The organism is Pedobacter sp. AC212, assembly GCF_979258625.1.
The window spans coordinates 4,831,049-4,845,338 of record NZ_OZ409870.1; the positions used below are offsets into that span (position 1 = coordinate 4,831,049).

Annotated in this window: 12 protein-coding genes; 9 read left to right on the forward strand and 3 right to left on the reverse strand. The window is 35.5% G+C overall.

Annotation, left to right across the window (positions count from 1 at the left end; genetic code table 11):
- Positions 1-55: 55 nt before the first annotated feature.
- Entirely contained in the window at positions 56-511 is a 456-nt protein-coding gene (locus tag ACZZZC_RS20725; protein ID WP_090985837.1) for a single-stranded DNA-binding protein, read from the reverse strand.
- A 382-nt stretch (positions 512-893) separates the two neighbouring features.
- Between ACZZZC_RS20725 and ACZZZC_RS20730 the strand changes: the two genes are divergently transcribed.
- Together ACZZZC_RS20730 and ACZZZC_RS20735 are read left to right on the forward strand one after the other, a co-directional pair.
- Positions 894-1,529, forward strand: a complete 636-nt coding sequence (locus ACZZZC_RS20730; protein WP_090985841.1) for a hypothetical protein — start codon at positions 894-896, stop codon at positions 1,527-1,529.
- Positions 1,530-1,662: 133 nt separating this feature from the next.
- Entirely contained in the window at positions 1,663-3,000 is a 1,338-nt protein-coding gene (locus ACZZZC_RS20735; RefSeq protein WP_463488072.1) for a toll/interleukin-1 receptor domain-containing protein, read from the forward strand.
- A gap of 454 nt (positions 3,001-3,454) precedes the next feature.
- Here the strand turns inward: ACZZZC_RS20735 and ACZZZC_RS20740 are convergent, their stop codons facing one another.
- Positions 3,455-4,240, reverse strand: a complete 786-nt coding sequence (locus ACZZZC_RS20740; protein WP_463488073.1) for a hypothetical protein — start codon at positions 4,238-4,240, stop codon at positions 3,455-3,457.
- A gap of 143 nt (positions 4,241-4,383) precedes the next feature.
- Here ACZZZC_RS20740 and ACZZZC_RS20745 point away from each other — a divergent pair, with 143 nt between their 5' ends.
- From ACZZZC_RS20745 to ACZZZC_RS20770, 6 genes are all read left to right on the forward strand, one after another.
- Complete coding sequence (locus ACZZZC_RS20745) at positions 4,384-4,596, forward strand: YozE family protein (RefSeq protein WP_463488074.1); 213 nt, start codon at positions 4,384-4,386, stop codon at positions 4,594-4,596.
- On the forward strand, positions 4,577-4,867 hold the full coding sequence (locus ACZZZC_RS20750; protein ID WP_463488075.1) for a hypothetical protein: 291 nt from the start codon (positions 4,577-4,579) through the stop codon (positions 4,865-4,867). The genes ACZZZC_RS20745 and ACZZZC_RS20750 overlap by 20 nt, the downstream gene beginning before the upstream one ends.
- A gap of 284 nt (positions 4,868-5,151) precedes the next feature.
- Positions 5,152-5,475, forward strand: coding sequence for a hypothetical protein (locus ACZZZC_RS20755; RefSeq protein ID WP_463488076.1), 324 nt, complete (start codon positions 5,152-5,154; stop codon positions 5,473-5,475).
- Positions 5,476-6,220: 745 nt separating this feature from the next.
- A complete protein-coding gene (locus ACZZZC_RS20760; RefSeq protein WP_463488077.1) occupies positions 6,221-6,562 on the forward strand; it encodes a hypothetical protein in 342 nt (113 codons plus the stop codon).
- An 852-nt stretch (positions 6,563-7,414) separates the two neighbouring features.
- Positions 7,415-8,062 carry a P-loop NTPase fold protein gene (locus ACZZZC_RS20765; RefSeq protein WP_463488078.1) on the forward strand — a complete coding sequence of 216 codons (648 nt, stop codon included), beginning with the start codon at positions 7,415-7,417 and terminating at the stop codon, positions 8,060-8,062.
- 315 nt (positions 8,063-8,377) lie between these two features.
- Positions 8,378-9,304 (forward strand): hypothetical protein, encoded by a 927-nt coding sequence (locus tag ACZZZC_RS20770; protein WP_463488079.1) that lies wholly within the window; start codon positions 8,378-8,380, stop codon positions 9,302-9,304.
- A 296-nt stretch (positions 9,305-9,600) separates the two neighbouring features.
- Here ACZZZC_RS20770 and ACZZZC_RS20775 read toward each other — a convergent pair whose 3' ends face one another.
- Positions 9,601-13,455, reverse strand: coding sequence for a YobI family P-loop NTPase (locus ACZZZC_RS20775; RefSeq protein WP_090985857.1), 3,855 nt, complete (start codon positions 13,453-13,455; stop codon positions 9,601-9,603).
- Positions 13,456-13,762: 307 nt separating this feature from the next.
- Between ACZZZC_RS20775 and ACZZZC_RS20780 the strand changes: the two genes are divergently transcribed.
- A complete protein-coding gene (locus ACZZZC_RS20780) occupies positions 13,763-14,290 on the forward strand; it encodes a type II toxin-antitoxin system antitoxin SocA domain-containing protein (RefSeq protein ID WP_090985859.1) in 528 nt (175 codons plus the stop codon).

The window sequence follows — 14,290 nt, forward strand, 5'->3', positions numbered from 1 at the left end:
TAAATAATTAATGATGAATAAATTGTCTGTAACTGTAGTATTAAAGCTAAAAGGCTTAAAAAGGCAGGTCACCCTCTAGCCCGTCGAATGTGTCCGTAGGCACAATTTGGACACCCACCCCTTTTACATTTTCTCCTGCTGAACCGTTAGGATTTCTACTGCTAACGGTAGCGCCTTTATTTCTACTGCTGTTACTGCTAACTGTGACAACAGCCCCTAACAGTTTTACCTCGGTAGTATGAAAGGTAAGCGAAGCTTTTGCCTCACCGCCCCCATTGATATAGGCATTTACGCCCACTCTGCCATAAATCTGAACCCAACCTCCTTTTTTTAGGTATTCTGCAATACCTGTGTTCAACCAGTATGAACAGTCAAAAAATGTAGTAATCTTCTTTTGTTCGCCACCACTGCGGTAGCTGTCATTAATTGCAATTGAAAAGTTGACCACTTTCCGTTCTCCGTTCAACGTCTTTACCGTTGCATCTCCTGTTAATCTTCCTGTAATTTCCATGATCAAAAAATTTTAAGTTTTACTTTGTTTTTGTTTCCTTTCCCTTTTTCCAAAAAATCTTTTCAAAAGAAAAAACGGAAAAAAAGAAAGTCCGGAAAAACGGGTGCAGAGAAAACGGAGAGCTATAAGTCCCGGAGGGTGTTCTGGCACAGCCAGAACATTATGCGCTCGCAGAGAAAGGAGCGCCCGAAATTCACGGCCTTTTTATCCGTTTCGATTGGAAAGATTCAAACGAAGATTAACATACTGCAGTCTATCTATGAATACCACTATGTTCTTGGAGATGGTTTACTAGCAATAGCGAAAACCATCTAAATAGAAAAATGAGCAATACCTGTTTGATGTAACATTTAAATTCGGATATTGCAAAAAAACTAATTAAATGGAATTATTACGCTCTCAACTTAATGAACTATATACTTTAATCGTAGATACGGGATATTTTTCCCCAACCCAGTTTGATAAGTCAGCAACAGGTACTGAATTTCGGCTTACAGGAACAGCTTTTTATTTTAAAATATTTGAGAATAGTGGATATGCGAACTCTTTAATAGTTAATTTTTCACCCGGCGAAATACTTTATAAAGATGCATCCTCTTCTATCGTTTGGAAAGATGTAAAAGAATATTTTAAAAAATGGCTAAAATACCTAAAAAGAGAAGTTTCGTCTCCAGATAAATGGGGACGCGCGTTTGATGAAGCACAGTATCTAATAGGTGGTACAGTCGATCAAAATTTGCATTTCACTCACGATGAATATTTGTTAATATCTTCTCAAATTCAAACTATAAAAACATCTTTAGATCGAATTCCGTTATTGCAAGAACAAACTATTGCTATAAAAAATCAGCTCGATCATCTGTTGGAATTAACCGCCCAGCTTAATAAATTTGATTGGCAAAATTTATTGATCGGTACTATCATCAGCATAGTGGTCCAACTTGGTGTGTCCAAGGATAATGCGGTACTTCTTTATGAGTTGATTAAAAATACGTTTCACAAAATATTCCTCAAATAAATCTCATACTTATTGTTAGAATTACCAAGAAGAAATATATAAAACAAAGATGCCACTGCCAGCCTTTGAACGATTGTTTGCAAAACAAAAATTAAAACCTAATCCAAAAAATTAGATAATTTGTATAAATAAAATGGATGCTCAAGAAATTGTAATAGTTGATATTGTTTATAGAGCATATTATCATGCCTATCAAAAAAATGAAATGAGGGGTATAGTAGATATTGCAAATGAAAATGGGCTTTCACTGGAGGATGTTAAAAGATCAATTTTATTTCTAGAAGGAGAAAATCAAATAAAATTCGACAATAAAGGTTATGACCCCGTAAAAAGTGGTGCAGTTTATAAATTAACTAAATCTGGTTATTCATGGTTTGCCAAAACTTGTTATGAAAATGAATTATTAAATAGAACCAAACCACCAGTAACAACGAGAAAGAATCAAATGAAAATTTTTATTTCCCATGCAAGTTCCAATAAAAAATATGGATCTGCTCTTGTAGAATTGCTCCTCGGTATAGGTATTAAGGATGAACAGATCGTTTTCACCAGTAATCCTGCTTATGGTATTCCTATTGGAAATAACATTTTTAATTGGCTAAAAACACAAATTAGTGAAGAAAGTTTTGTAGTCTACTTATTGTCACCCGACTACTATAAAAGTATCGCTTGCTTAAATGAAATGGGTGCGAGTTGGATTGTTGAGAATGAACATGCTGCCATTTTTCTACCTGGCTTTGATTTGTCAGATAAATCCTTTCAAAGCGGAGCTATTGATCCGCGGGAAATAGGTTTTTTTATAAATGACGAAGATCGCTTGACTCAATTTTGCCAAATGTTGGAAAAATATTTTTCAATCACTACGAACTATGTGATCTTGGCACAACGCATTAAAAAATTCCTTAGTGAAATAGATGCGTTAGCTGGGGAATTAGAGCCAGTGAAGGCAGAAAAAGCACCAAGTAGCGAAAGAACTAAATCTGAGGTGACAGAAATAGAACGATCTTTACGCGAGGGCGTTGAGTTGAAACGTAAAATAGACGACATACCAATTATTTCTGGAACATATGGACTTTCCAAGCAATCAGAAAAATTTCTAAAAGACATTTTAGCCGACAAAGCTTCGGACGCAGAGTTATTAATGCTCAACTACATCATTTCCAGAGCTAAATTCAAATTAGGTGTCGGGTGGCAGATGCAACATGAAATAAGCACTATTAACGATTGGGAAGATGTTGTTGAACTAAATCACATGCTTTCCAGGGACTACGAAACTGTGATTAGAAAATTTGATATTAGAGGCCTAACGGAGGTTTCAGCAGTTACAAGTTATGACAATCCCAAAGAGGTTAGTTTAAAGAATGATTTGGCTAAATACATGCTTAATTTACCTCAAGACTTGGTCGACAAAATAGAGGATTCCGTAAATCGGAATAGGAAATACTGGAAATTCTGTCGTGGAAGAACTTGATGATCTACCTTTCTAATTTAAAGATGATCCTGAATTGCATTCCAAACTCACACATATGTAAAGGGCCCAAGTCGATAAAATAGAATTCTATTCTTCTTATGAATGCTAGAGGCACCTATTAGCACCAGAGATTTGTTATAACTGTCGTAGTTTTCTATAGTTACTAACAGGAAATGTATTTTTCCTGCAATGAGCCATTCAATAATATTGCGATAAATTGAAAAGCATGAAAAGCTATTTATTCTGATTTTGGGGTTGTTTTTTTGCATATTTAACACCAGTTGCCCCAACGCTGAACGCTTTTGTAGGACTAAGGTTTATTCGGTTTACCAACTTATCTCTTTTAGCGAAGCAAGATTTGGTTCCGATAACTTGCCCCGTTTTGCTGATTAGGTAGGTAAACTCCCATTTCCCTTTAGTATTGTAGATAAAGTAAATCTCTGAAATATCAATTTTACTTTTTTAAATCCTGCACTTTCTGGTAAATTTTAACCAGCTTCTTGTCTGTAATTGAATTAATAACCGTGCTCGAGCTGTCGGATTTGATTTGCAATTCTATATATGGCTCTCCAGGTATCTCAAAGATAGTCAATAATACCTTATTTTTTGGAATCATACTATTCCTAGTGATTTGTATTGCGTCAGCAACTTTCACGAGTAACTTCTTTGATAAACCATAGATATCTTCACCAATTCCTTCCGCGATCTTCTCGCCAAGCTTAGACATTAGTGGCTTTACAAGTGGTTTGAATAACATATAATATCCAGCGAGTGTAATAACAAGTTGCGGGTCAGGAAGTAAGCTTTTCCGCATTGAAGTATCAAGGCTGGCTTCTCCATCAAACAAATCCATTAATGATTTTCCGGCTCTTTCAAATGATTCAAACGATTTGAAATTGTTCTTATCAACTGTAATGCAGATTTGAGTGATTTCTTTGTTTCGGCCGACCAGCATAAGCGGTATTCCTGAATCCTCTACGACCAATTCGTCATCCCACTCAACCATTTTTCTATTTGCGAAAACGATGGGCTCAGCCAATGCATGATGAATCTGTCCTGCTTGCTTAACTTCGGCATTATCTAAATAACCCAATGGCGGCAAGTCACGACGATGATTAGCCAGATAGCGAAGTTTTAGGTTGCCGTTTACTACATTTACATAATCTTGAAGTTGCTCTAACCCGATGTAATCGCCGTGTTTGTCTACTGTAGTTGATCTTAGAATTGTTTTCTGTGTCATTTTAAAGCGTTAAAGTATAAAATTACTGATTTCTTTAGGGACTAATGTATTGTTAATAATGTATATTCACTTGATGATACGATGATTCCCCTTTGAGGAAATTCTTCATGCTTTTAAACTATTTATTTTTACATATGACTTTATTGGAATTCATAAAATCCCTTGCTTCTGAAGATTCTGCATTAGGTACACTTGCCGATGATGTAATGGGTGATAAAAACTTTCCGTATGATCAGGGGGAAGAAAGGATTATTTCCTATTTACAGTTTATGCTGCACAAGAAAGGAAATGCAGCAATCTTTAAAGAATTCATGGAGGCTTACCAATCACAAAAGGATGTCGAAATCAGAATTTAATGATCTGGATACAAAATATGCACCGATGAGGGCCGAACGGTGGGATTTTTTGAAAGCAAATTTTTCCTGTGACAGAGTGATTAGTGTCGGAGAGCCAGAGGACATTTACAGAATTTATGCTGTTGACTCGACAGGAGGTGAAGCAATAAAGTTCGATGTTTATGGGAAGCGAACCTTGACCGATGTTGCTGTAGTTGAAATCGAAAATATTGTCATTGGCGATTTGACGAAAGAACTGTCCGTTGGCCGAGGCATTGGCTGCTTTAGGTGATAATAAATTCGAAGGTACACGCACTCCAACCCAACCAAATTATTCGGAGATGATCGATTATTTTAAATAGTCATCTCCAAAGCAATAGATGATGAAAGACCTACTTACAGATTATCCAGAATGTCTTTACAACAGTGCTAAAGACCTCAACCTTGGGGCTATCTATCTACGTTATCTGGATCTCTCCATCCCGCCACTAATCACTATTTTCGAAATGGAAAGACCCGCTGTCCTTGCTTATAACCAGTTTCGTAAGATTACTGATAGTCTAGAAAGCCAACCTGATGATGAGTTTTCTTGTAAGGGATTATTTGTACTCGGGATGTGCTCAGTTTGAAACGATGTTAAACGATCTGATGATCAAGATTCTTCAATTTTATCCGCAAAAGTTGTCCTTGCTGAAGGGTGTGTATAGTGACGAAAAGGCCCAAGGACTCGCGGTTGGCCAGGAACGATTGCTAAAAGGAGAAGTGATAAACCAGATTATTGAGGCTAGTGTAAACCGACTGGCTTATAGTAGTTTGGATAATTTTTTAAAACTCTTCACCAAACTTTTTGCAATTGACCCCAAAGATTTGAAATTGCCGCGAATTTTTACGATGAACTAATTGAAATTAAGGAAACCAGAAACCTGTTACTACATAACAACCTGGTCGTTAACGAGCTATACATAAGAAAGACTGCAGCCGTCAAAAGAAGTATTGAGCCTGGTAAAAAATTAATTGTTAACAGAGATTATACATTAAAATCGTTGACTTTAATTACAGACCTTATTTACGCAATCATTCTTCAAGTGCGTGAAAAATATGGCCATTTTACAGTTTTGCCGCTTTTGAAAAAGCTTTTCGCATATAATTTTAAGAGTCCAATTATCAAATTTGAAGAATTCTGCACACTCAGTGATGACGACGATATTTATGATGGGCCATTCAATTTGCCTGTTGGGAGATCGAGTTCGGAAAATTTTTTCCTTGAGTTCTGGCAAGCGCAGAGAGATGGAACTGCGCTTAACCGAGCTGCAATGGTGCACTTAGGCGGAAGCATAAGAAATTTGGCATTTTTAACTGAAGTTTTTGGTGAGCTCCGGTTCCCATATTGGCAGTATAGCATAACACCGAAAAAGACAAAAAGGATCCCTATATCGAAATTTTCTTAAAAATGACGTCGGGCGAAACGTAGATTTTGACCATTCTTCAATGCATATTTTATCGAAAAGGTGACGCATATAGTTTAGGATAAATTGACAGCTAATATAATTGCCAGAGGGGGTGATCCTAAAGGCGCGTCATTGAAAAAAATATGTTATTTTGTGCATAAATAATTATATCAATAATGTACTAGATAGGGGCATAAATGGACAAAAAATTCGCTACTCAGCAAAAATACTTCGATCTATTTACAAAGGATTTTTTGCCCAATCCTACTCCAAAATATCATGAGGTTGAACTCAAACGTGGAATTAAAACGGTTTACATCAAAGATTTTCCGATAGAATCCATAAAGCTAAAAAGATCACCATATATCGTCTTTATAATATTTGCAAAATTGCTTAATTTCAAATTTCTGGGAAGATGGGAAAAAACACTTTGGGAAATCCCTGTTTTATACGAAGGAATTCCGTTTATGCTTTCACACCGCAAATTCGGCTTTCAGTTTACATCATTTCAAAAGGGAGGCAAACTTCAACTAAATTAGCAAAGGAAGCTATCAAAAACATTGATAACGCAATTCCATTTGCAGAGCAATTATTTCAGGAGGAGATAAAGCAAAAGGTTATTGATGGAAGAATATCACTCTCCAATGAGTATAGACCTATAAAAGAGCGGTATGATTTCTTTAGAAGGAAGAGCCGCAGCAATATACAAGAAAATGAACTTCCCTACTCCTACAGGCGACGCGTTAAGAGATTACGAAATGTTAATCATGCAGAATTTGTTAACGCCACCAGAAGCATCTTTACTATACTGTGGCCATGCTAGATGCTTTTTTCAGCCTACTAGAGCATTCCCTAGTCCTAATCATTCCTTTTTTGAATCATGGGTTTCCCGAAAACAATAATCTGGAACAATTTATTGGAATGAATTGGAAAGGGAAGTACCAGTATGTATTTTCAGAAATCTGACCCAAAAACAGTAGCTCACCAACTAAATGCCCTTATAGACATCAAAGAAGAATATCGAAACCCCATTTCACATGGTCATTTTCATAAGAATGGGAATTCCTTTAATGTGCATATGGAAAATCTCAGGTGCAATTCCTATGTCACTATCAAAAAACAGGGGTAATTTAAGTTATGGATTTAAATTGCCAGGTGATAAATTAAACAGATCTGCAATGTTCTGGACTGCTTTGATGACTTCATAGCAAAAAATAAGGAAACTAAATATGGGATACAATATATCAAAACTGGTTTTATAGTGGCTTTTGACAAGAGTTCCATGAAAAATACATGGATGCGATGAGTTCGGAGAAAGCTTTCGGGAATTTTCTTGATTATACATCGTATCAAATTGAATCTTCCGCAAACATAGACTGGTAAAAAATTAAATGAAAGAGAAAATAGAAAACCCAGATATAACTCAGGATCTGATTATTGATTATTTGTATAAGCAAACAAACTATGCATTAATGCTTACTGCAAGCTGGGGAGCAGGAAAAACATATTTCCTAAAAAACCCAGTCTTTAGCAAAGTATTCAAAGTGAAACTACAAGCCCGTAATTATCTATCGCTGTTTGGCATAAGCTCTATGGAAGAGCTAAAAGATAAAATTTTCGTTTCGGTGTATCCATTAATTGAGAATAAATACTTGAAAGCTGGATTTCCAATTGTAAAGCTGCTTATGAAGGCAGCAGATATTACAAAACTCTGGGGCGGAGAATTGCTTAGCCATCTTGCAGATGGTGCCGATGAAGCCAAAAACGAGCTAAAAACTCAACGATTTAATTTTCTGGCATTAGAAAAACTGCTTATTTGTTTTGATGATCTTGAGCGAATTGATGCAGAAATGCTCAAAGACAACTCGGTGCTTGGTTTTATTAATTCCTTGGTTGAGCAAAGTAATACCAAAGTTATTATCGTAGCAAATGAGGGAAAGCTTCCTCCAGACCTTTTTGGCGAAATAAAGGAAAAAACTATTGGCAACACCCTTCATTTTCAGGCAAACTTTTTCGCCCACATTTGCCAACATAATTGAAAATCTGCAGAATACAACCTCCCATTATAAAAGCTTCCTCCAAGAACACTGCAAAACTATCGAAAACCTGTTAAAATATGAAAATGAAAAAAGACGTTAATTACCGTACGCTAAATTATCTTTATCCTATTATGCACCTATTTTTCAGTTCATCAAATCAGAGCTTAAAAATGGAGAATGGAAAGATTACCAGGAAAAATTACTTTATAGTACATTGAGGTTTAGTCTGATGATCTGCGTTGAATTTAAAAAGGTCGCATTGAATATCACAAGAAACAGGGGCTTGAAAAAGGTATTGAGTATCAGATCAACAGAATGTATGATGAGATAAAAAAGGACAGGATTGTTGAATATGGGGAGGAAACAATAAATAAGTATTTTCCAAATGAAGACTATGATTATTATGAAAGTATATTTGATTACCTGACAGGTGGCAATATATTCAATGGCACCACTTTCAAAAAAGAAGTCCAAACGAACTACAATATGGTGGATGAAAAAACCCCTCCTGCCTATAAAGTATTTAATCAGCTGGCAGCAGCTAATTATAAGAATCTTTCAGATAAGGACTTCATTTCTCTTAATAGACAGTTATTATCTTATGCAAAACAAGGGGAATTTCTATTGCAAGATTACCTCACAGTGGCCTATCATGTAATGAGACACGAAAACGTTCTGAATTTAAAACCGGAAAAACTTGCTGAAGATCTAATCAAAGGGATGAAGAAAAGTCTCCCACGCCAAAAATATTCCCCAATGATCGATAAATATTTAGGCCTTTCAGCAGTTACACCAAATTATTTATCACTAAAAAAAATATCTGATTTTATTAAAAGTGCAAATAAGAAGCTTGGAGAAACTGGAGAGATCAATAAAGATAAACAGCTTGAAGATGAGTTTTTAAACAACTACGATAGTTTACATGCTAAAATGCTTTCTGAGATTGACACAGCACATTATCAGGTCACACTCTCTGGATTAAGGCCAAGCCTATTTCTAAAAACATTTTTAAAAGTAGAAAATGCTAAGAAAAACAAAATAATTACGCTGTTTACAATTATCTATCATTGGAACAGGGGAAATGACACGGAAAAAGATCGCCGCTTCTTGCTCGACCTTAAAAACCTTATTGAGAAGTATAAGGAAGGAAAAAAATTCAGAAATTTGAGTGGAGAACTTCTCCTAGAACTTGACGAACAGGTAAATAAAAAACTAGAGTCGCGAATCAGCTATTCTCAATAACTATTGGCATTGATTGTATGATGTTTATGTTATTTTTTATAACATAACTTGAAAAACTTGTTGTAATTACCTATCAGAATTAATTAATATGCATTATTTGCAGATAGGTTAATAATTTTAATTCTTTAATATATTTTTAATCTTATTTTGTCTCAAAAAATCCCTAACCTGAATGAAAAACAATCCATTACGCTACAAATTTCACCAAAAGTGGCGAAGAATAACTCGGTTCGTTAATCGGATGTAAAAACACCATACTTCACCAAACTACGGTCAAAAATCATCAGCACGGGATTCTAATTATGATTGGCAAAAACCCTAAAAAGACACTCATCTTTCTTATCAACTTCAAATCTATGTATCAACTTTCTTCTCTCCAGCACTCTGAAAAGCCAATCATGATATGGCGTGCGTTGAAATTTTGGCTTGTGCCTTTTGTGAAATAATTCGGGGTAATCGCCTTTGAGTTCTGTTATCAGTGCAACTACCTGATCGTTAGAAAGTGTATCTGATCTTTCGTTGAGAAGCTTGATGCGGTTCTCTGCTGAAGATGAAGACTTAAACATACTTTCCATCACAGCAAAAGTTACTGGTACATTTCCCATATCACAAATTAAATTGCAGGAAAGATTAGAAATCTCTCTGTTCGACACAATGGTATCCTCATCCAATAAATTATAGAGCACAAGTTTGTTTTCTACTGTAAAGGTGGTTGATTTTAAAAGCTTAACGATATCCTGTTCGTCCACATCATAAGAGGTACCAAATGTTTTATAAGAAACCTGTCTAACTTCTAAAAGAGTAATGTGCAGGTCCGGAAAATCCTTCTTTAATCTATCGTAGTTTATTTGGGTCATTAATACTGCGCCACTCTTTACCAACCACTCGATCTTATCTCTGGTCATCCCTGTAGTTACCAGTTTAGTGATAGCTAGCCTCTGTGCTTTAAACAATGCCTTGTAAGCCTCAATATCAAGCTCATTGATAGCAAGTAGCGTTTCTATGAAGGTTTTAACAAACTCCTGTGATCGGGAAGGTGCATCTAACATTTTTGTTTTCGACAATTCTTGATAATTCTCTTCTGCATCCAAAAACATCAGAAGCGTTTCATCTAATTCTTTCATTTGACCCTCCTCGGCATCCGGGAGCTGATCATAGTAGGTAAATACATTTTCCCAAGAAGGGAAAACCTCACTATAGTCCATAACTTCCTTCCTGATCTCGAGTTCATCAATAGCCGCCAAATCACTAATCTCAACAAATCCTCTTTGTATGACCTCTGATTTTAAGTCGAAAATTAGGTTTTCATCATTCAAAAGTGCAACCATTTGTTCTTCTTCCTCTTTATTTTGAGAAAGTTTAAGCAATACGTTCTGCACATATTCATTTACATTTGCAGTAATATAATCGTGAAGATTTTCTGCCATAGAAACCATTATTGAAGTGTAATTAGCATTTGATTCCAATCCTATTTCTGAATGTCCCTTTTCTTTAAGCATTTGAACGATATTGACCTCATTTAATTCATAAAGATCATGCTCGTAAACAAAATCAAACAATGTCTGACTATTTTGGTTAGGAGGATCAATGGCTATAAATTTTACATTAAGTTTTTCAAGCAAACCCTTTGCTGGATTTACCTCAGCATCCCCAATAAAAAGTGAGAGAAAATTTGATCTTTTTGCAATATATTTTGCCATATCTCCCTTTAGTGCTGCAACAATATCCAACCCTGCATCAATGGTTAAAAATTTCAAATATTTATCCATTTTGCCAGCAGGATAATTACTCTTGGTTTCTAAAAAAATCCAAAAACCCAGCCAGGCTTTGGCTAGTTGCTTGATAAATAAACCCGCATGCTCAGGTCGCTTTTGCACAAATTCATCAATAAAAGAATTGGTTTGGGTTCGCCCCTCACTTAGGAGTTGGAGAATAGCCTGACATTTTGCTAAAACCTGGTCTCCTGCATTTAGCAGGTAGACAACCAAATCAAGATTGAGAATCACTTCTCTTTTAAAATATTTAACATCAAGTTTTTTAACTACATAATCAGCATGTGTAAGCTGATGTTCAACCGGTAGCGCTGAACCACTTTTGATTTTTCGCTCAAAAACTGAATCCTCCGCAGTCATATTTACTTCATGAAAAAGCGAAATGTAATCATCATAATGTTCGTCGATATAGCCGTTGATCAACAAATTTCTAATTAACTGATTTTCGCCAAATGGTTTCAGGTATGGGTCAATTTCTATACGCTCAAATATTTCACTGATACTCCAGTTTGCAATTGTATTTTTTTCGCTCCTTAATTCATCAATCTCCTTTTTGAGCTGTTCGATGGCACCACCATTTTTTTGGTCTATTAACTGCTTTCGCTGTTTAAAGCTTTTATTCTTGTCAACTAAACGTTCTAATTCGGCAAATGAAAATCTTTCGTCTTTAGTGTGTTCATGATATGTACTGCCGGAATAGTGGTTGAAATAATAATAAGTAAATGAGTTAAGCTTGGATAGTTCTTCAAATGCGGCTGGAGCTACGAGTTGGGCAAATGTTTTTTTACCTCCAGCTTTAACACTTGCAGCATCTGGAAATTTGACTTGTAAGGCATTTACGTACACTCCGATTAGCTCATTTAAGTCCTTAAACTTTAACTCTTCAAGTACTTTTACCTCTCCTACCTTAGCCACAATCTGTTCATCGAGATTTTTTATGAGTTCTTCGATATATCCCGCTTTATTTGCGATGAATTTGTACAATTTACCTTTTCTGCTATGTAGTTTTCCAAAATCCTCTGGGCAAATATTTTTGTAAGCGATCATAGCGAAAAGTTTATCCTGTAAAAGAACCTGCGAAAGGCTTGTCCGATAAAGCTGGTATTCATGAAAAATATTAATCAAAAGCCGCATATCTATATCATCGATGAAGGTTACTACATCTTCGGTAAACTCTTTTGATAGCACATTTTCAAGACCGGCACCTGAAATCAATTTCGCCAGTTGTTCGCCTGCATTTGAAGGGTTAATGAAAGGAATTACTGGAATGATATACTCAAAGAACTTAACTCTTTCATTCTTATCCTCAAATATTTCATCCCTTATCGCATATAGAAACACAATTTCCTTATGATTTTTGCGGGACTTGATGGAAAGCGAATTGTTTAAAAGCGTATTTAGCTCACGAAGTTTGGAAAAGATATCTGTACTTTCAAATCGGTCAAGATCTTCAATAATGACCAGGTTAAAAGGTGTCCTCTCAAAAAAATATAGGATTTCTTCCAGGTGCTCATTAAAAACAGATTTGTCCAGCTTGTCGCCAAGTTCTAGTTCACCTTTAATGGTAACCTTATTAATTTTTGAATTACCAAGCAACCTGATAATACTTTTTGCTGTGAGGCCAATTCCAACAAAAAACACCATGAATATCGGAAATGCCGAATAATCCAACGGGAGTTTCCAATGCCAGCTTGCGGGATTAATCCGATTAATATAATCAAATTTAAAAAGTAGCAGTGCGCTGGTGATCCATAAAATTAATGCACCAGCAATTGAATAAATATGTCGATCAGTAATATTGGTGATTCTTTTAAAACGAGAATCGGGAATGTCAGATGGCTTGACATGATAGAAAATCTGTTGCAGGATACTGATCTCAAGCAAACGCTCAAGTTCTTCTTTTTTGTCTTTAATGTGTCCTTTGTTCAAAGATTTCTTTTTCGTCCTTTGCTTTTTTCCTTTCACAGGGCTGAGGACTGAACCATTTGCTGTTGGGATTTCTACAATTTCTTCATCAAGTGTTTCTTCTAAATCTGCAACTTCCTTAGCAACATCGCCAAATGAGGCAAGGGAAATCCGAAGGTATTCATATTCCTTATGCTGGGATTCAAAGGTATTGATAATCGTACTTTTCCCTGAACCGTAGCTTCCTGTCAGCGCAATATTGGTAATCTTTGGTTCATCAATTGTGAGTTTTAATAAATCAAGGTAGGGCTTAACCCGTTCTAAATCTTTAGGATCAGTTAAAACTTTTGGAGCTAGCGAAATTACATTTTGCGGAGTTTCAGTGTTACTACTTGGTTGCACCTGCGTTGAACTGTGTGAAGTGGTTTGTTGAGCGTTATCCATTTCTGACTTTGCATAATCCCTTATGATCATGCTCCAACGTCTAAAATACAAAATAAATTATAGCTACTCTTATGACTGCGTATTTTCATATATTTCAATAAAAATTTAGCGAAATCGCCACTTAAACTACTCTTTCAAATGCATTGAAAAATTATTATATGCGTATAATTTTAGAACCATTAAAATACTAAAATAAATAGCAAATATTGTTACCTTTGTAATCCTTTTCAAATTGCGTTACAAAACATTATCTCTAATAAATATGTTAGTAACTTATTTGAGATATTTACATATCAGGTTTTAAAGAACTTATCTTTAAATAATAAACTCGGCCATCATGAATAAAATTCCAGCGTTTGATTATGTAGTACACCAACTGCAAAATTGGTATCTTGAAAATGGTGGAAACATGGAAAATAATGATTTATCTAAGTTAAAGATAACGAAATTGCTTTTTTTTACATGTGCCGCATCAGCTTCTTCAGATCAAGCTGGGTTACTTTCTCATTTCGACAATTTCTATGCACTACCTTATGGGCATGTTGAAAGTGACATTCAGGACAAAATGGATATGTCAGTATTTTTCAACATTTCAAAAACTCAACTGACATATAAGACAGCAGGAAGGATGTACGAGGCCGAAAATCTAAGCTTAGAGATAAAAGAAATAATTGACCATGCAATCGAAAAGTTGAAAAATATAAATTACAATTTAATTAAGCTGACAGCTTTTGAATTGGTCGACCTAAGCCACATGTGGCAGTCATGGAAGAGTGTATTCTCGCTTGCTCAACAAAACGGAAGGTATTCCATGAAAATTCCAGTAGAAATGATAATGGCCGAGCCGAAAATTTTTAAGTTATAG

Bases quoted from the DNA above. Each gene is read 5' to 3' on its own strand.
- ACZZZC_RS20760 (WP_463488077.1), top strand. From the start codon at position 6,221: ATGGACAAAAAATTCGCTACTCAGCAAAAATACTTCGATCTATTTACA.
- ACZZZC_RS20735 (WP_463488072.1), top strand. From the start codon at position 1,663: ATGGATGCTCAAGAAATTGTAATAGTTGATATTGTTTATAGAGCATAT.
- ACZZZC_RS20780 (WP_090985859.1), top strand. From the start codon at position 13,763: ATGAATAAAATTCCAGCGTTTGATTATGTAGTACACCAACTGCAAAAT.
- ACZZZC_RS20750 (WP_463488075.1), top strand. From the start codon at position 4,577: ATGTCGAAATCAGAATTTAATGATCTGGATACAAAATATGCACCGATG.
- ACZZZC_RS20725 (WP_090985837.1), bottom strand. From the start codon at position 511: ATGGAAATTACAGGAAGATTAACAGGAGATGCAACGGTAAAGACGTTG.
- ACZZZC_RS20775 (WP_090985857.1), bottom strand. From the start codon at position 13,455: ATGATCATAAGGGATTATGCAAAGTCAGAAATGGATAACGCTCAACAA.
- ACZZZC_RS20755 (WP_463488076.1), top strand. From the start codon at position 5,152: ATGATGAGTTTTCTTGTAAGGGATTATTTGTACTCGGGATGTGCTCAG.
- ACZZZC_RS20740 (WP_463488073.1), bottom strand. From the start codon at position 4,240: ATGACACAGAAAACAATTCTAAGATCAACTACAGTAGACAAACACGGC.
- ACZZZC_RS20770 (WP_463488079.1), top strand. From the start codon at position 8,378: ATGTATGATGAGATAAAAAAGGACAGGATTGTTGAATATGGGGAGGAA.
- ACZZZC_RS20730 (WP_090985841.1), top strand. From the start codon at position 894: ATGGAATTATTACGCTCTCAACTTAATGAACTATATACTTTAATCGTA.
- ACZZZC_RS20765 (WP_463488078.1), top strand. From the start codon at position 7,415: ATGAAAGAGAAAATAGAAAACCCAGATATAACTCAGGATCTGATTATT.